Annotated in this window: 15 protein-coding genes; 7 read left to right on the forward strand and 8 right to left on the reverse strand. The window is 47.2% G+C overall.

The window, feature by feature from the left end:
• Positions 1–47: 47 nt before the first annotated feature.
• Together Q3W13_RS23975 and Q3W13_RS23980 are read right to left on the reverse strand one after the other, a co-directional pair.
• Positions 48–1,682: a mechanosensitive ion channel family protein gene (locus tag Q3W13_RS23975; RefSeq protein ID WP_302868381.1), complete on the reverse strand. Its 1,635-nt coding sequence runs from the start codon at positions 1,680–1,682 to the stop codon at positions 48–50.
• A gap of 82 nt (positions 1,683–1,764) precedes the next feature.
• A complete protein-coding gene (locus Q3W13_RS23980; RefSeq protein ID WP_302868383.1) occupies positions 1,765–2,094 on the reverse strand; it encodes a hypothetical protein in 330 nt (109 codons plus the stop codon).
• A gap of 1,184 nt (positions 2,095–3,278) precedes the next feature.
• Here Q3W13_RS23980 and Q3W13_RS23985 point away from each other — a divergent pair.
• Positions 3,279–4,301, forward strand: coding sequence for an aldo/keto reductase (locus Q3W13_RS23985; RefSeq protein WP_302868386.1), 1,023 nt, complete (start codon positions 3,279–3,281; stop codon positions 4,299–4,301).
• Between the two features lie 353 nt (positions 4,302–4,654).
• Here the strand turns inward: Q3W13_RS23985 and Q3W13_RS23990 are convergent, their stop codons facing one another.
• Together Q3W13_RS23990 and Q3W13_RS23995 are read right to left on the reverse strand one after the other, a co-directional pair.
• Positions 4,655–5,149 (reverse strand): SRPBCC domain-containing protein, encoded by a 495-nt coding sequence (locus Q3W13_RS23990; protein ID WP_302868388.1) that lies wholly within the window; start codon positions 5,147–5,149, stop codon positions 4,655–4,657.
• 12 nt (positions 5,150–5,161) lie between these two features.
• Entirely contained in the window at positions 5,162–5,467 is a 306-nt protein-coding gene (locus Q3W13_RS23995; RefSeq protein ID WP_302868390.1) for a helix-turn-helix transcriptional regulator, read from the reverse strand.
• A 151-nt stretch (positions 5,468–5,618) separates the two neighbouring features.
• Here Q3W13_RS23995 and Q3W13_RS24000 point away from each other — a divergent pair, with 151 nt between their 5' ends.
• Entirely contained in the window at positions 5,619–6,056 is a 438-nt protein-coding gene (locus Q3W13_RS24000; RefSeq protein WP_302868391.1) for a DUF1801 domain-containing protein, read from the forward strand.
• Positions 6,057–6,286: 230 nt separating this feature from the next.
• On the opposite strand, the gene Q3W13_RS24005 is transcribed toward Q3W13_RS24000, so the two are convergent.
• Together Q3W13_RS24005 and Q3W13_RS24010 are read right to left on the reverse strand one after the other, a co-directional pair.
• Positions 6,287–6,952 carry a hypothetical protein gene (locus Q3W13_RS24005; RefSeq protein WP_302868393.1) on the reverse strand — a complete coding sequence of 222 codons (666 nt, stop codon included), beginning with the start codon at positions 6,950–6,952 and terminating at the stop codon, positions 6,287–6,289.
• 274 nt (positions 6,953–7,226) lie between these two features.
• Positions 7,227–9,767 (reverse strand): ATP-dependent Clp protease ATP-binding subunit, encoded by a 2,541-nt coding sequence (locus Q3W13_RS24010; RefSeq protein ID WP_302868397.1) that lies wholly within the window; start codon positions 9,765–9,767, stop codon positions 7,227–7,229.
• A 584-nt stretch (positions 9,768–10,351) separates the two neighbouring features.
• On the opposite strand from Q3W13_RS24010, the gene Q3W13_RS24015 reads away from it, so the two are divergent.
• Together Q3W13_RS24015 and Q3W13_RS24020 are read left to right on the forward strand one after the other, a co-directional pair.
• Entirely contained in the window at positions 10,352–11,164 is an 813-nt protein-coding gene (locus tag Q3W13_RS24015; protein WP_302868399.1) for a helix-turn-helix transcriptional regulator, read from the forward strand.
• Between the two features lie 74 nt (positions 11,165–11,238).
• Positions 11,239–11,700: a hypothetical protein gene (locus Q3W13_RS24020; protein WP_302868400.1), complete on the forward strand. Its 462-nt coding sequence runs from the start codon at positions 11,239–11,241 to the stop codon at positions 11,698–11,700.
• Positions 11,701–11,707: 7 nt separating this feature from the next.
• On the opposite strand, the gene Q3W13_RS24025 is transcribed toward Q3W13_RS24020, so the two are convergent.
• Both Q3W13_RS24025 and Q3W13_RS24030 read right to left on the reverse strand, forming a co-directional pair.
• Positions 11,708–12,262, reverse strand: a complete 555-nt coding sequence (locus Q3W13_RS24025; protein WP_302868402.1) for a DapH/DapD/GlmU-related protein — start codon at positions 12,260–12,262, stop codon at positions 11,708–11,710.
• Positions 12,263–12,313: 51 nt separating this feature from the next.
• A complete protein-coding gene (locus Q3W13_RS24030; RefSeq protein ID WP_302868405.1) occupies positions 12,314–13,897 on the reverse strand; it encodes a Na+/H+ antiporter in 1,584 nt (527 codons plus the stop codon).
• Positions 13,898–14,174: 277 nt separating this feature from the next.
• Here Q3W13_RS24030 and ettA point away from each other — a divergent pair, with 277 nt between their 5' ends.
• The 3 genes from ettA (at position 14,175) to Q3W13_RS24045 (ending at position 16,529) form a co-directional block, all read left to right on the forward strand.
• The gene (gene ettA / locus Q3W13_RS24035; protein WP_302868407.1) at positions 14,175–15,857 is read left to right on the forward strand and encodes an energy-dependent translational throttle protein EttA; all 1,683 of its coding nucleotides are present in this window, start codon (positions 14,175–14,177) and stop codon (positions 15,855–15,857) included.
• Between the two features lie 250 nt (positions 15,858–16,107).
• Positions 16,108–16,404 carry a transposase gene (locus Q3W13_RS24040; protein ID WP_302868408.1) on the forward strand — a complete coding sequence of 99 codons (297 nt, stop codon included), beginning with the start codon at positions 16,108–16,110 and terminating at the stop codon, positions 16,402–16,404.
• Positions 16,350–16,529, forward strand: a complete 180-nt coding sequence (locus Q3W13_RS24045; protein WP_302868410.1) for a hypothetical protein — start codon at positions 16,350–16,352, stop codon at positions 16,527–16,529. Before Q3W13_RS24040 ends, Q3W13_RS24045 begins: the two co-directional genes overlap by 55 nt.
• Positions 16,530–16,897: the final 368 nt, after the last annotated feature.

Below are 16,897 nucleotides of genomic sequence, written 5' to 3' on the forward strand. Positions count from 1 at the left end.
GGCCCTTTTTATTTGTTTTTCTTTACTGAATCAGGGTTCTTTCTGCATCACTCCACCTTAAAGCCCGGTTTCTGGTATCCTTTGGGCTTATAGTCGTCGGGGATCTGGATAGCGTTGCCGTCGCGCAGGGCGGTATAGTGCGGCGACATGATCTCTACCCCGGCCTCGTTGAATTTATCCTGTATATTTTGGTGCAGTTGCGAGTAAATGAGCGCCATCCTGTGCGACTGTGCCGTATATGCATTGATTTGATAGGTGACGTTAAAGTCGTTAAGGTTGGTTTGCAGTACAAAGGGGCTGGGTGTATCGGTAATGCCTTCGGTAGCAAGGGCTGCCTGGATCAGCAGGTTGTGTACCACCTGCCAGGGTGCATCGTAGCCAATGGTAATACTGGTATTTAATATCAGGCCAAGATTTTTTGATGATGAGGTGTAATTGATGGACGCCCCGGAAAGAATGGTGGCATTGGGCACGGTGATGTCCTCGTTCTTGATGGTGCGGATGCGGGTGACCAGCATATTTTTCTCGACCACGTCGCCGGTAATTTCGCCCACTTTTACGCGGTCGCCAATTTTAAAGGGTCGCATGTAGGTAAGCACTATCCCCGCCACCATATTGGCAATTGCCGAGGACGATCCCAACGAAAAGAGCACCCCCAGGAAAACGGTAACCCCCTGGAATACTTTTGAGTCGGAACCGGGCAGGTAGGGAAATATCACCACAAACATAAAGGCATACAGCAGCACCCTGATAATGTTATAGGTGGGCTTGGCCCATTCTGGGTAAAAGTTTTTGATGGTTACGGCGCCATTCTCAATTTCGCCCGCTATGAATTTTATCAGCCTTACTATCGACCGGGTAACAACGTATATAACAATTATGGTGAGCAGGTTGGGTATATAATGGGCTATGGCCATCAGTATATCCTTCAGCGGGGTTAACACGTAGCCTAATAGCTGGGTGGCAACAGGTTTGGTAAACGGAAAAATCAGGAACGCTACGGGCAGGGCCAGGTAGATAAGCAGCGCTATAATGATAAGCCGGGCCACCCTTATGGCGCTGGTAAGCAGGGGCAGCAGGCGGTTGGCATAGCCTATGGGAGCGCCTTTTGCTTTCAGTTTCTCGAGCCGGCTTTCCCAGCCGAGCAGTATCTTTAGCTTTATCCATCGGAAGCCTTTATTTACCACCCAGATGAGCAGTAACAGGATGGTGACAACAGCCAGCGCCTCCAGTATGTTAGTGATGGTTTGCTTAACACTGCCGCTCTCGAAGGCATTGCCGGTTTTCGTTTTCAGTAAGGCAAGATAATTGGCAGCCAGCGCCGGGCGGCCGAGTTCGGAAAATTTGGCGTCGGCATTAGTGATGGCCATTATCAGCTGCGATTTGTAGCTGATGACCGATAGGGCGGTGTCGTTTTTGAGGGTGAGGGAATCGGCATTGAAATCCAGGGTAGAAATTATCTGGCTGATGCGGCTGCTCACCACATGGGCCCGCTCCCGGGCATCGATCAAACCCTGGCCCGCGTAAAATTTGAACAGCGTGTCGTGGTTCACAACCACCGGCTGACCAATGACCGCGGTGCGCAGCGTATCGGGCGGCGAGGGCTTTACAGGTCGCTTAATTTGCGCATCGGCAAAAACGGAGATCAGGAGCAGTATCGGCAAGAAATATATTTTTCGCATCTGTTCAGGCTTTTTTATTAAAGCTACTCAATTAAATCGACGTATCATCCGGCGGGCGCATTTAAGTCTCCCGGATGATATACTAGCCTTCCTGTACCAGCGACACGCCTGCGCCACCGGAATACTCGTCGAAAAGCGAGTTTAAAATGGACTCGACTGTTATAGAGTTGATATCGTCGACATAATGTTCGGAGCGGGTAATGTTAAGGTTTTGGCCAAAGGGTTCGATGCGGAATAAAATGCTGTCGCCATACAGTTCCGGCTGGGTGATATGGATAGCGCCGTTGCTGTTTTCAACGCTGAAATTTATGCCGCTCTGTTTCTGCCCGTGAAAAAGCGGGTTCAGCTTTTGGCTGATGAGCTCATAAAGGTCGGCAATATTGATTGTTTTATGCAGGTTGATGATTTTCATGGTGGATATCGTTGGTTTAATAATTACAAGTGCGCGGCGATATTTGTTTGATCTTTGAATAATAGGCACAAAGCTTGCGCAACCGCGGGGTGCCATGTGGCGCACCTAACGGAGCGCTGTCCCCTTATTGTGTTTTTCTACTACCAATATTTGCCCCCGCCGGGGGCGTGCATGGCCGGCAATACATATTCGGTTTAGCATTTTTATTTTCACGTGCCAATTTTCGGTCCCCACGCTTGAACTTCACAGGCTCCGCCAGGAGCCCAATATTGGTAGCAAAATAATTAACCCAAACCAACGCTTCGTAGGTGCGCAACCCCGGGGTGCTATGTGGCGCACCTAACGGAGCGCTCACCCCTTATTTATCTTTTTCTACCAATATTTGCCCCCGCCGGGGGCGTGCATGGCCGGCAATGCATATTTGATTTGGCCTTTTTATTTTTCACGTGCCAATTTTCGGTCCCACGCTTGAACCTTCACAGGCTCAGCCAGGAGCCCAATATTGATAGCAAGATAATTAAATCAAGCCGGCGCTCCGTAGGTGCGTAACCCCGGGGTGCTATGTGGCGCACGTAAAGGGACGTTGCCCCCCTTATTGTTTTTTCTACCAATATTTGTCCTCGCTGGGGGGCGTGCATGGCCGGCAATGCATATTTGATTTAGCATTTTTATTTTCACGTGCCAATTTTCGGTCCCACGCTTGAACTTCATAGGCTCCGCCAGGAACCCAATATTGGTAGCAAAATAATTAACCCAAACCAACGCTCCGTAGGTGCGTAACCCCGGGTGCTATGTGGCGCACGTAACGGAGCGCTGCCCCCTTATTGTTTTTTTCTACCAATATTTGCCCCCGCCGGGGGCGTGCATGGCCGGCAATACATAATCGGTTTGGCCTTTTTATTTTTCACGCCAATTTTCGGTCCAACGCTTGAACTTCACAGGCTCCGCCAGGAGCCCAATATTGGTAGCAAAATAATTAACCCAAACCAATGCTCTGTAGGTGCGCCACCCCGGGGTGCTATGTGGCGCACGTAACGGAGCGCCGCCCCTCTATTTGTGTTTTTCTACCAATATTTGCCCCTGCTGGGGGCATGCATGGCGATAATACATATTCGGTTTGGCCTTTGCCTTTCCCTTTCCCTTTTCCCCGTCATTCCCTAACTTTACCGTCAAACACCACCAATATGAAATACAAATTACTGGGCCGCTCGGGCCTTAAAGTTTCTGAATTATGTTTGGGCAGCATGGGCTTCGGCACTGAGGCCGGCTGGGGGGCCGATAAAGACGCCAGCTTCGATATTATGGACGCCTTTGCCAACGCGGGAGGCAATTTTATCGATACCGCCAATATCTACAAGCTGGGCGCCAGCGAAAAGATAATAGGGGAGTATGTTAGCCACCACGACCGCGATTACTTCGTGCTGGCCACCAAGTACTCGCTGAAGGATAACATCACCAACCCTAACGCCTCAGGCAATAACCGCAAAAACATGATGCGCAGCGTAGAAGAAAGCCTGAAACGCCTGAAAACAGATTTTATAGATGTACTTTACCTTCACATCTGGGACGACCTGACCCCCATTGACGAAGTTCTCCGCGCTATGGATGACCTGATCCGGCAAGGCAAGGTAACCTATGCCGCGATCAGTGATACACCCGCCTGGGTAGTCGCTAAAGGCAATACGCTGGCGGAATTGATGGGCTGGAGCCAGTTTGTGGCCCTGCAGGTTGAATACAGCCTGCTTGCCCGGACGCCGGAGCGCGAGCTGATTCCTATGGCCAAACACTTCGGCATGACGGTAACGCCATGGGCCCCTTTGGGCGGCGGTGCGCTTACCGGCAAATACCTGCGCGGCGAGCAGGGACGTATTAAGGAAGAAAGCGTGCGCCGCGGCGACCGTGCGGTGAATATTACCAAAGTTGTCATAGATATTGCTGACGAGCTTGGCGTATCGCCCGGCAATGTAGCCCTGAAATGGACAATGCAGCAAGGCTTTTCTTCTATACCCGTGGTAGGCGCAACCAAGCTTAATCAGTTAGAAGACAACCTTAAAACCGTAGGTGTGGAGCTGACACCGGCACAATTAAAAAAACTGGATGAGGCCAGCGCCATACAATTAGGCTTCCCCGGCGATTTCTTCAGGGAAGATGCCGTAAAAACCAATACCTTCGGCGGATTTTATGATAAAGTAGAGAAGAGGGTTTAGTTGAAAATGGCGGCTTATTGCGGCCAGGTATCAAAAAAACAAGAGCCCCTGACAACGTCAGGGGCTCTCTTTTTTTGCGAACCAAATAAGGTCTAGGGACGACATAAAGGTAGTACCGGCATGCGTTACGGCGCAAACGTAGTGTCACGTAACTTTACTAGGTGTTTACCGCAAAAATCTTACGTAAAAACCGCAATATTTTACCTTTGGTACAGTATTTATTGATACAGTTAAAAATTAATTAAGGGTTGATGTTTGTATCCCTTCAAATTACGTGCGCGGTTATAAAACATAATCCGTTATGTTTTGCACAACGGGTGATAGAAGCGGTAAGAAATCTTGGTGAAATAATCTTATTCTATTGCCAGTAGTTCATCCAAATTATTAAGACTTGCGGCCGTGCCTTCCTTAAAGCCTCCTTCAGCAAACATTTTAATGGTTGAATCATCCTCAAATAAAATTACCTGGTCAACCTTTGACCGGTCTCCTCCAATGGCAGCGAATTTGGCATCCTTGTAACTCGCCGGGCCGCCGAGAAGGGGGTTACCCGCGCCGTCACAAAACTTACCGATTGTCGAAATAGCCTTTTTGACATCTATCCCGGTAAATTCAGCATACACCCAATGGCGCTGGCCCTCGGTGCCCACCATAGCATATAACCATACGCCTCCGACGGTAAAATCCCAGGTTTTGGTTTCCGCACGCCAGGGCTTTGGGGCGATCCACTTTTCAATCAGAGAGGGCTCTGTCCAGGCCCGCCATACTTTTTCAACCGGGGCGTTGAATTCACGCGATATATAGATCTTTTTCGCGGCCATGTCGGTTTCGAAAACAAAGTTGTTGGTCATAACGGTTTGGGTTTATAGTTCTTCTAACAGGTTATCCAATTGGTCGAAGCGGCTTTCCCACATTTTGCGGAATTGCTCCATCCAGATATCGATCTCCTTCATTTTTTCGGGGACGACATGATAATATATTTCCCTGCCGCTTTGTTTTTGCGCAACCACTTCGCATTCCGTCAGTATCTTAATGTGCTTGGACACCGCCTGGCGCGTGCTGTCGAAATGCTCGGCAAGGGCATTGGGCGTCATGGCCTGTACAATTAATAGGGTAAGAATGGCCCTGCGGGTGGGATCGGCTATGGCCTGGAAAACATCTCGTCTCATAGTATCGCAAAAATTACTACAAATATATGTGCAACTTTTTGGTTGCGGAAAATTATTTTATAATATTTGTGTAATTTGATTTCATATACGAATGATAACTTTTATTCATCATAAAACATAAGGAGATTTTACAACCGATAAAATGATCACAATGGACGTACAGGTACAAATAGACGAATATATCTCCGGTCAGCCCGAAGTAAAACGCGGTGAGATGCAAACTTTGCATGCGCGTATACTCCAGGCATTGCCAGGATGCAAATTATGGTTCGAGGACGGTAAAAACAGCGAGGGCAAAGTGGTCAGCAACCCCAATATAGGCTATGGCTCCTACACCATGAAATATGCCGGCGGCGCAACCCGCGAGTTTTTCCAAATCGGCCTAAGCGCCAATACAACCGGGATATCTGTTTATATTCTTGGTATCCCGGACAAAACCTATTTATCCCAAACCTATGGCAAAGATCTCGGTAAGGCCAGCATAACCGGCTATTGCATTAAGTTTAAAAAGCTGGCGGATATCAACCTTGATGTGCTGGAAAGAGCTGTAAAGGATGGGATGGAGATTTCGGGGGAAAGTAGATTTTAGGATAAGATACGTCATGCTGGCCGTCGCCGGTTCAAGTGTCTCACTTGAACCCAAAACGCCTGTCAGCGTCCCGCTGACGACACAGATAATTTAAAAGGCTTACATTGCCATAAAAAAAACTTTCCCGCCGTTGTTGGTGTTGTCACCAACAACACGATGACGTCTGTGACTAGCAAAAAGCCGCAGGACAATTGTAAGCGAGCGACTTTCAGCAAACAAGGGCGAGAAAACTAAGTTTCAGAAGTTAAATCTAGTGTATAAATTGGCTGCTTAAAACTATCTAACACTTTAATAACTGAGCCTTCTAAAACAATTTCTTTGAATTGCCATGCAAAAATGATTTCATCTGGCAAAGTAATAAGTATTTCCTTATTAACCACAACTTCGTTTTTCTTCGTCAGCATAAGGGTAAGACTGAAAAAGTCCATTGTCATCCTACAATTTAAAACAGCCTTTATTCCGATGTCTTTAAATGTTTTAGATTTAAATTCCCACTCATTTTCGTAACCATTCTCTTTGAGTTCCTCAAGCTTTATTAAAAGATATTTTACCGGAACCTTATGTGTTTGCGATGCTTTACCTATTCCAGCTTTGTATAGCTCAATGAAGAAATCAGGCAAGTCTTTTTTCGGTAATTTATCATATTTATTTTGATCAAAAAGAACAGAAACACGTAATGTGTTTTCAAATACGTAATTAGGGGCCACGGTAAATTGGCAGGCGCTTATAAATAGTCTATTATATCCAACTGGTTCAAAATCGATAGCCTTGACTTGCCTTCTCAAATAATTTCCGATAAACCGACAATGAATTGAAAAATCAGATGTGTATTTTTTAGGCGTATGAAGATTTTCTTCATAGTCCAGTTCCAAAGAAATGTCTCTTATAGCTTTCATTATGGTTGTATTCAATATCCCCCAAATTAAGTTATTGGAATTGTGCTCGCTCTTTTTATCAAAGCGCTGTCCGGATACTAGCGGGTCAATACTATTGTTCAATTGTCCCATTATCTCGTTAGTCCGGATGCGCAATCAGCGAAAAGCCCATTAAAGTGAAATTACAAATATCATATTATTCAAATCCAGACCACAAATCCGGAGTAAAGGACTAAAACAAAAAACCCGGCCGTGCTTCGCACGCCGGGGTTTTCAATATCGATTAAAAAAATAATTACTTCTGCTCTTCTTCCTCAGGCTTTTTTGTCTCAGCCTCAGGCTTTCTTGCAATAATTTTTATTTCGTTTGCTTCCTTGTCGTAATCCACTTCCATGGTATCGCCTTCGGCAAGCTCGCCTTTCAGTATTTCTTCGGCAATCGGGTCTTCCAGGTATTTCTGGATGGCACGTTTTAACGGACGTGCGCCAAATTGCGAATCGTAGCCTTTGTCGGCAATAAATTCCTTCGCGGCAAGTGTAAGCTCGATTTTGTAACCAAGGATATTCACACGGCTGAACAGGAAGCCCAGTTCGATGTCAATGATCTTGAAGATCTCTTCTTTGCCCAGTGAGTTGAACACGATCACGTCATCGATACGGTTCAAAAACTCGGGAGCGAAAGCGCGTTTCAGGGCATTCTCGATCACACCGCGTGAATGGGCGTCAGCCTGGTCGGCTTTGGCGCTGGTGGTAAAACCAACACCCTGGCCGAAGTCTTTCAGCTGGCGTGCCCCAATGTTCGAGGTCATGATGATGATGGTGTTTCTGAAGTCAACCTTGCGGCCCAGTGAGTCAGTCAGCTGACCTTCATCCAGCACCTGCAGCAGGATGTTGAATACATCCGGGTGTGCTTTTTCAATCTCATCCAGCAGTACTACGGCGTAAGGCTTGCGGCGTACCTTCTCGGTAAGCTGTCCGCCTTCTTCGTAACCAACGTAGCCCGGAGGCGCTCCCACTAAGCGGGATACGGCGAATTTCTCCATATACTCGCTCATGTCTATCTGGATCAGCGCGTCCTCGGTGTCGAACATAAAGCGGGCCAGCTCTTTGGCAAGCTCGGTTTTACCTACACCGGTAGGGCCCAGGAATATAAATGAGCCGATTGGCTTTTTAGGATCTTTTAAGCCTGCGCGTGTACGTTGTATAGCGCGGGTTAACTTCTTGATGGCATCGTCCTGGCCGATGATCTTGCTGCCTACGGTTTCTGCCATGTGCAGCAGCTTTTGACTGTCGGCCTGGCCTACACGCTGTACCGGTATGCCGGTCATCATCGAAACGACTTCAGCCACATTATCTTCTGATACGGTGTAGCGTTTTGATTTGGTTTCAGCTTCCCAGATAGCCTTGGCCTGTTCCAGCTCTTCCAGTAAATGCTTTTCGGTATCGCGCAGTTTGGCAGCTTCCTCATATTTCTGGCTGCGTACCACGCGGTTCTTTTCTACCTTAATTTGCTCTATCTTTTGCTCAATATCCAGTATGTTCTGCGGAACATGGATGTTGGTGAGGTGAACGCGCGAGCCTGACTCATCCAAAGCGTCGATAGCTTTGTCCGGTAAAAAACGGTCGGTAATGTAACGGGTGGTTAAATTAACGCAGGCCGCAATAGCTTCCGGGGTATAAGTTACACCATGGTGCTCTTCGTATTTTTCTTTGATGCGGTTCAAAATCTCAACAGTTTCGTCAGGAGTGGCAGGTTCTACCATTACCTTTTGGAAACGGCGGTCCAAAGCGCCATCCTTCTCGATATACTGGCGGTATTCATCCAAAGTGGTTGCACCGATGCATTGTATTTCGCCGCGGGCCAACGCCGGCTTAAACATATTCGATGCGTCGAGCGAGCCTGATGCGCCGCCTGCGCCCACAATGGTGTGAATTTCGTCGATAAATAAAATAACGTCTGGTGATTTTTCCAGTTCGTTCATCACGGCTTTCATGCGCTCCTCAAACTGTCCGCGGTATTTGGTGCCGGCAACCAGCGAGGCTAGGTCAAGCGTAACAACGCGTTTATTAAACAAAACGCGCGATACCTTGCGCTGAACGATGCGCAGGGCCAGACCTTCGGCAATGGCTGATTTACCAACGCCAGGCTCGCCAATTAATATAGGGTTGTTCTTTTTACGGCGCGACAGGATCTGCGATACACGCTCAATCTCTTTCTCGCGTCCTACAATTGGGTCAAGGCGGCCGTCTTCAGCTGCCTTGGTTAAGTCGCGGCCAAAATTGTCGAGCACCGGTGTTTTTGATTTGATGTCCGACACTTTCTTAGGCTGACTGAAGGCTTCTTCTTCTTTAAAGTCGTCGTCGCCGCCGGTTGGTGAGCCGGGCATCTCGTCAGTCACATCATTTTTATGCGATTCTACCTCGCTTTTAAATATTTCGTAGTTCACATTAAACTGGGTTAAAATCTGTGAGGCGATATTGTCCTCGTCGCGAAGGATAGAAAGCAGCAAATGCTCTGTGCCTATCACATCGCTTTTAAAAATTTTAGCTTCCAGGTAAGTAATTTTCAATACTTTTTCGGCTTGCTTGGTAAGCGGTATGCTGCCGATGTGCACATTTGTGCCTATAGTGCCTTTTACCGCGTCTTCAACAGAACGTCGCAAACGGCCGGTATCCACATTTAACTCTCTTAATAATTTAATCGCAACACCGTCCCCGTCTCTTATCAATCCCAGCAAAAGGTGCTCAGTTCCAATATAATCATGCCCCAGGCGCAAGGCCTCTTCTCTGCTATATTGAATAACGTCTTTTACCCGTGGCGAAAATTTAGCTTCCATATATATCCTTCCGATTTTTATGAACATCCTAATGTATCATTTTGTTTCAACAATCCGGACTTGTTCTTTTGCACATATCAACAATATTATTGCCAAGTTTTAGGGTAATGCCCAAAGCAGACATTGCTGTGATAATCCCACTTGCGATAACAAAATTATATACGGCAATTTTATAAATAAAATATGCAAACAAAGCAGGTTTTTACAAAAAAACGTGCATTTATACATTTTTTGACATGATTATTCCTGTTTGGTTTATTATGTATACGTTCGTCGGTTTACTAAGGTGACATCAATCCGCCAAATAATATGAAAATATGACAGTATGGCGGGTACTGATGACTGATGTGCAAATGCGTGAATGGGAAATGTTGGCGGGGTAAAAATGCATGACGGGCTGATGGGTATTACCGGTCGCTGGCGTATGCAACCCAGTTATGGTATTGACCAGGTTCAACACGCTGAAAGGTTGCAGATGTCAGCCAGGGCATCGCCCCTGCGTTATGCGCCATTCGCCCTGTGTTTGTATCATGCAAATCTACCTCCTATTCTAACCCCAATTTCTTACCTTTAACCACCAAACCATGCGCTACAAAGAATACCCTGCATCCGCTGCTTTAAAAAGTTACGTGCAATGCTATTTCACCTGCGAAACAGATTGCGCCGTAACTACGGTGGACAGCGTGTATGCATCCGGATTTGCAGAGATCATGTTTAACCTCGGCGATAGTCCGCAAACACTTATTAACGCCGGTCAGTCCGCCCGGCCACGTGCGCAGCTTTGGGGACAAACCATCCGGCCATTTACTTTCACCTCATCCGGCAAACATGCCATGCTGGGTGTGCGCTTTTATCCGCATACCGCCGCTTGCTTTTTTGATGAACCGGTGGATACGTTTAACAACCAGGTGGTTGATTATGTAGATGTGGCTGGTTCAGATGGCCGCGAACTATATACCCGGTTACTGGAAAATATTCCGGTTACTGGAAAAATTAATCTGCTGGAAGATTTTTTGCTTGCGCGATTGCAGCGTTTCGGGCATCGTTTTGCTAAGCTTAAGCTGATGAATGCCATTGTTAGAGAGCTCAATAACGATGATTTTTTCAGGAACATCAATACCATTTCCGCGCGCTATGGCATGACGCCGCGTTACCTGCAGCGGCTGTTTTTGAGCTATTCGGGTATTAGTCCCCATCTGTTTAGCAAGATAGCGCGTTTTCAAAAAAGCCTGCAATTGATAGCCAAAGACGAATTGCCGCTTACAACCGTCGCCCACCAATGCGGTTATTACGACCAATCGCATTTCATTAAGGATTTTAAAAACTTCACCGGCCTGCCGCCATCCCGTTTCCGGGCCGAAAGCTCCAGCGAACTGTCCGTTTCGCTTGCCGGCTAGTTTGTTCGCATTTTTACAATTTGTGCTTTTTTATGGCCGGTAGCTTTGCCACATATATTAATTATCAAAGCATCATGAAAAGGAACATTATTATTTTATCGGCTTGTCTTGCCGTTTTATTTATTGCTGGTAACTGCTTCGCGCAAAGCCCGGGCGCAATCAAACGGTACATCGCCAAAACCAACGCCCGGTATTTCGGCCTTTTTTCAAAAAAAGACCTGTCGATTGTAAATCTTTATACAGATGATGGCTGCCTGATGCCGCCAAATGCTCCGGCTATCCGGGGCAAAGCGGCCCTGACCAAAGATTTTAAGGATACCTACGACGCCGGCCACATCAGAGGCGTTAAATTCACCACCCAAAACATCTATGGCGAGGGTAATAGCTACATCACTGAGGAAGGAACATGGCAGGTTTTCGATAGCTCCGGCAAACCGATTGATAGCGGCAAATACCTGAAGCTTTGGAAGAAAACCGCCGCCGGGTGGAAAATTTTCAGGGATGTGTTTAATAGTGATGGGAGAGGGAAGTCCTGACTTGCAGCTATATCTGCCTGATTACTTTGGCCGGTACGCCGCCAACTACAGTATTGTCAGGAACATCCTTGCTGACGACTGCGCCGGCCGCCACTACGGCATTTTCGCCTACGGTTACGCCGGGCAGAATGGTGGCGCCGGCCCCGATCCAGGCTTTGCGTTTGATGAGGATGGGCTTGCAGATCAATGAGCGCCTGTCGGCAGGATCAAGCGGGTGGTTTTCTGTTATCAGATTGGCCTTCGGGCCTATCAACACATCTTCTTCCAGCGTAATTCCGCCCATGTCGAGAAATGAGCAGGCATGGTTGATAAACACACCCTTACCCATCCGGATAAACCGGCCAAAATTGGTATAGAACGGCGCAAAAACCGTTACGCTTTCGTCAATTGGTGCGACGGTAATGTCGCTCAGTCGCTGCCTGACCAGGGCGGTATCTGTCGAATTATTGAGGGCAGGTATCAGGGCAAGCGTACGGTTAACGATCTCGCTTACATGATGAAACTCGGGGTCGTCCAGGCTGATGATTTCACCAGCTTTCATCCTTTCGAAGATATCTGTCATATTACGAATTTACTCCAGTGTTTGGCTTTAAGCTAAATAGTAGGAGGTATATCAGCTTCTCCTCAGTCTTTCCTCTTCCAGATCAATCTGGTAAAGCTGCTCGCGGATCATCTCCTCGCTGATATCAGGATCCTTGTTCATCTCGGTTAAAAAACGGCGCTGGCTTTCCAGCAATTCAAAAAAAACGGCTTTTTTCTTTTCGCCCATCAGGCTGCCCTCTGCAGCGCGCTGGCGCTGCTCCCATAGTTTTAGCAGGCTTTGCATACCCGCATGGTCGTTCAGCTCTTTTTCGAACTTGATGGTAAGGAACTCATGTACATGCCGTTTCAGGCCATGTTTCATATTCCTCCGGGCTATTTTTTCCTTCTCGTCATTGGTCAGATTATCAAACGCATGCGATTTCTTTATCACCCAGGGCAGGGTTAATCCCTGTATCACCAGCGTAAGCAATATAGCCACAAAAGTGACGAACAGAATTAAGTTTCGCTGCGGAAATTCCGTCCCGTTATCCAGCACCATAGGGATGGATAAAGCTGCCGCAAGCGATACCACGCCCCGCATGCCTGACCAGCCCAACGTCAGCGGTATGAGCCACACCCTGGCGGCTGAACCTGCCCTTGGCACCACACCCGGCCTGAAGATATAGGTGGCCAGCATCGCAGCGTATGCGCTGATCATCCTGGCGGCAATGAGGACTCCCGTTACCAGCAGGCCATAGTTTATAGCGGTGCTAACCGGGATACCCTTGGCATGCAGGCCCTCCACAATTTCAGGAAGATCCAGGCCGATAATTAAAAAGATGATGCCGTTCAGTATAAAAACGAAGCTTTCCCAAACGCTGAAACCCTGGACACGGCTGGCACTGTTTAAAAACACCAGCCGCCTGGCCGACATGAATAATCCGCCGGCCACTACTGCCAGTACGCCGGAGCAGTGGAGCTCCTCGGCCACCCAATACATAAAATATGGTTCGATGAGGGTAAGTGCTACGTCAGCAGAGGCATCTGTAGGCAGCCGTTTATGCGCCTGCACAAAAATCCAGCCCAGCAGCAGGCCAATGCCGGTCCCGCCAATTACTATCCACAAAAAACTAAGCGCAGCCTGGTGCCATATAAACTGGCCTGTGCCGACCGCCACTAAAGCAAAACGGAAAATAATAAGGGCTGATGCATCATTAAGCAAGCTTTCCCCTTCCAGAATTGCCGATGTAGCCTTTGGAATTTTAACAAAACCGGTAATAGCTGCGGTGCTCACTGCATCGGGCGGGGCAACAATGCCGCCCAGCAAAAACCCTAAGGCAATTGAAAACCCGGGTATGTAATGGTTGGCGATAATTGCCACCGACAAAGCCGTAAAAAATACCACCAGGAAAGCAAAGCTGCCGATAATACGCCACCACTTTTTCATCTCCTTAAACGAGATGCTCCACGATGCATCGAACAGCAGCGGCGGCAGGAAAATGAAAAATATAAGGTCGGGATTGATTCTTACAATGGGTAATCCCGGTATAAAACTAATAATTAAGCCCGCAACCACCAGCAAAATAGGATAGGCGATCCGGAGTTTGGCCGCCCACATTTCCAGCAGTACAACGGCTGCAACCATGGCAAGTAAAAAGGGCAGGATTGTGTGCATAGGGCGTTAATTCATAGATAACCGTGCCCCTAAAATAGATAAGTTATCAGAATTTTCTACCACTACCTGCTTGTTTTGCGAATTTCGTAATCGGTCAACCGAATAAAAATGTTTTAAGGCACCTTACAAAGCCGGAAGGCCTTGAATATCTAAAGTTCGGCCGAAATTCCGACAACTTAATACCCCCATCCAACTTAATCAACTCAAATTACTAATTTAGCCCGCAGGAATAAGTGCAGCCTAATTCACTAATCCAACAACTCACTAATTACAAGGCATGGCAGACGAAAAGATAATTTTTTCAATGGCGGGCGTAAGCAAAGTTTATCCGCCGCAAAAAACAGTTTTAAAGAATATTTACCTGTCGTTTTTTTACGGCGCCAAAATAGGGGTTATCGGTTTAAATGGTTCGGGTAAATCCAGCCTGCTGAAAATCATAGCAGGAATAGATAAAACCAACATTGGCGAAGTAGTATTTTCGCCGGGATATACGGTAGGCTACCTGAGCCAGGAGCCCGAGCTTGATCCCAATAAAACTGTTAAGGAAGTGGTGGAGGAAGGCGTTGCCGAAACCACCGCTTTATTAAAAGAATACGAAGACATTAACGAAAAATTTGGCCTGGAAGAATACTACAGCGATCCGGATAAAATGGATAAGCTGATGACCCGCCAGGGCGAGCTGCAGGACAAGATCGATGCTGTGAACGCCTGGGAGATAGATACCAAACTGGAGCGCGCTATGGACGCTTTGCGCTGCCCCGACCCGGATACCAAAATTTCGGTACTTTCCGGTGGTGAGCGCCGCCGCGTAGCCCTGTGCCGTTTACTCTTGCAGGAACCCGACGTATTATTGCTGGATGAGCCAACCAACCACCTCGACGCTGAATCAATCGACTGGCTGGAGCAGCACCTGAAACAATACAAAGGCACCGTTATAGCCGTAACGCACGACCGTTACTTCTTAGACAATGTAGCCGGATGGATTCTGGAGCTCGACAGGGGTGAAGGTATTCCATGGAAAGGCAATTATTCCTCATGGCTCGACCAGAAGGCTAAGCGCCTGGCACAGGAAGAAAAGAGCGAAAGCAAGCGCCAGAAAACCCTGGAACGCGAGCTGGAATGGGTGCGCATGGGGCCAAAGGGACGTCATGCCAAATCAAAAGCCCGCTTGTCTAACTACGAGAAATTAGCATCCGAAGAAACAAGGGAAAAAGAAGAAAAACTGGAGCTGTTTATTCCACCGGGCCCCCGTTTGGGGAATGTGGTGATAGAGGCCAATGGCGTAAGCAAATCTTATGGGGATAAGGTATTATTCGATAATTTGAGTTTTTCGCTGCCGCCTGCAGGTATAGTTGGTATTATCGGTCCGAACGGCGCCGGTAAAACTACCTTGTTCCGCCTGATCACCGGGCAGGAAAAGCCGGACGCTGGTACCTTCCGCGTAGGTGATACTGTTCAGTTAGGCTATGTAGATCAAATGCACGATGACCTCGACCCGAATAAATCCGTTTGGGAAAACATTACGGATGGACTCGATAATGTGCTGGTGGGTAATCGCCCGCTTAACTCGCGCGCCTATGTATCAAAGTTCAACTTTAATGGCGCTGATCAGCAGAAAAAAGTAGGTGTGCTGTCCGGCGGTGAGCGCAACCGCGTGCACCTGGCCATCACCCTGAAAAAAGGCTCGAACGTGCTGCTGCTCGATGAGCCTACCAACGATATCGACGTAAACACATTGCGTGCGCTTGAAGAAGGTATGGAAAATTTTGGCGGCTGCGCAGTAATCATTAGCCACGACCGCTGGTTCCTCGACAGGGTTTGTACGCACATCCTGGCATTCGAAGGGAATTCACAGGTTTATTTCTTTGAGGGCAACTATACCGATTACGAAGAAAACCGTAAAAAGCGTTTAGGCGATGTGGCTCCGAAAAGGATTAAGTATAAAAAATTGACGGTGTAAACTGTTCGCTGAGGATTTGATAACTTTTAGAAGAGTTGTCAAATCTTTAAGTTTTATATCGGGACTATTGGCGATGGTACCACGCCAATGGTGGGTCTTAGGTGGGGTATGTGTTTAATTTAGGCAGGAGGAAGTAAACGAAAATTGAGCATATATGCGTCAAATAAAATAAGTCAACCTATATATTGCGCCATATAAATGTTTAAATAAAATGGCAAATACCTACACCCAAATTCACATTCAATGTGTTATGGCGGTTAAATACCGAGCGTCCTTAATTCAACCGGATTGGAAAGAACAATTACAAAAATATATTACGGGCATCATTCAAAATTACGGACATAAAATGCTGGCGATAAATAATATGCCCGACCATTTACACATGTTTTTCGGATTCCGGCCAAACCAATCCCTGGCAGATTTAATACGTATTGTAAAAAGTGAATCGACAAAATGGATAAACGACAAGCAATTTACACCGGCCGTTTTTAATTGCAGGAGGGATATGGCGCATTTTCATATTCGCGGTCGCATGTACAAAAGGTAGTTGAATATGTGATGAACCAGGAAGAACATCATCGCCATAAAACGTTCATGGAAGAGTACGAGCAGTTTTTGAAGCAATTTGAAATTGAATACGACGAGCGATACATTTTCAAATTGCCGGAATAGCGATTAAAAAAACCATGATTTGTTAGGTCTCGCCCCTATGGGGCGTATATGTTTTTCGTTTCTTTTCTACCAATATTTGGCTCCTAACGGAGCCGCCTGTATGGCAACCAATGCATGGCGGCATGTGATTACATTTCCCGGCCCCATCGGGGCCTAATATTGGTAGAAAACAAACAAAATAGGACGAGCGTGCCATAGGTACGCCACCTATACGCCGTGTAATCAGGCAAATAACTGATTGGGGTAAGGCATGCTCTCAAATTGCCGGAATAGCAAATTACAACGGACATAATTTGTGAGGTTGCGGCCCTACGGGGCGAGAATATATTATACTATTTTTTCTACCAATATTGGGCTCCTAACGGAGC

Source organism: Mucilaginibacter sp. L3T2-6, assembly GCF_030519355.1.
Lineage (GTDB): Bacteria > Bacteroidota > Bacteroidia > Sphingobacteriales > Sphingobacteriaceae > Mucilaginibacter.

Coding starts and splice junctions, on each gene's coding strand:
- Q3W13_RS24000 (WP_302868391.1), top strand. CDS start 5,619: ATGGACGTACAGGTACAAATAGACGAATATATCTCCGGTCAGCCCGAA.
- ettA (WP_302868407.1), top strand. CDS start 14,175: ATGGCAGACGAAAAGATAATTTTTTCAATGGCGGGCGTAAGCAAAGTT.
- Q3W13_RS24015 (WP_302868399.1), top strand. CDS start 10,352: ATGCGCTACAAAGAATACCCTGCATCCGCTGCTTTAAAAAGTTACGTG.
- Q3W13_RS23990 (WP_302868388.1), bottom strand. CDS start 5,149: ATGACCAACAACTTTGTTTTCGAAACCGACATGGCCGCGAAAAAGATC.
- Q3W13_RS23975 (WP_302868381.1), bottom strand. CDS start 1,682: ATGCGAAAAATATATTTCTTGCCGATACTGCTCCTGATCTCCGTTTTT.
- Q3W13_RS24030 (WP_302868405.1), bottom strand. CDS start 13,897: ATGCACACAATCCTGCCCTTTTTACTTGCCATGGTTGCAGCCGTTGTA.
- Q3W13_RS24020 (WP_302868400.1), top strand. CDS start 11,239: ATGAAAAGGAACATTATTATTTTATCGGCTTGTCTTGCCGTTTTATTT.
- Q3W13_RS24005 (WP_302868393.1), bottom strand. CDS start 6,952: ATGAAAGCTATAAGAGACATTTCTTTGGAACTGGACTATGAAGAAAAT.
- Q3W13_RS24025 (WP_302868402.1), bottom strand. CDS start 12,262: ATGACAGATATCTTCGAAAGGATGAAAGCTGGTGAAATCATCAGCCTG.
- Q3W13_RS24040 (WP_302868408.1), top strand. CDS start 16,108: ATGGCGGTTAAATACCGAGCGTCCTTAATTCAACCGGATTGGAAAGAA.
- Q3W13_RS24010 (WP_302868397.1), bottom strand. CDS start 9,767: ATGGAAGCTAAATTTTCGCCACGGGTAAAAGACGTTATTCAATATAGC.
- Q3W13_RS23985 (WP_302868386.1), top strand. CDS start 3,279: ATGAAATACAAATTACTGGGCCGCTCGGGCCTTAAAGTTTCTGAATTA.
- Q3W13_RS23980 (WP_302868383.1), bottom strand. CDS start 2,094: ATGAAAATCATCAACCTGCATAAAACAATCAATATTGCCGACCTTTAT.
- Q3W13_RS23995 (WP_302868390.1), bottom strand. CDS start 5,467: ATGAGACGAGATGTTTTCCAGGCCATAGCCGATCCCACCCGCAGGGCC.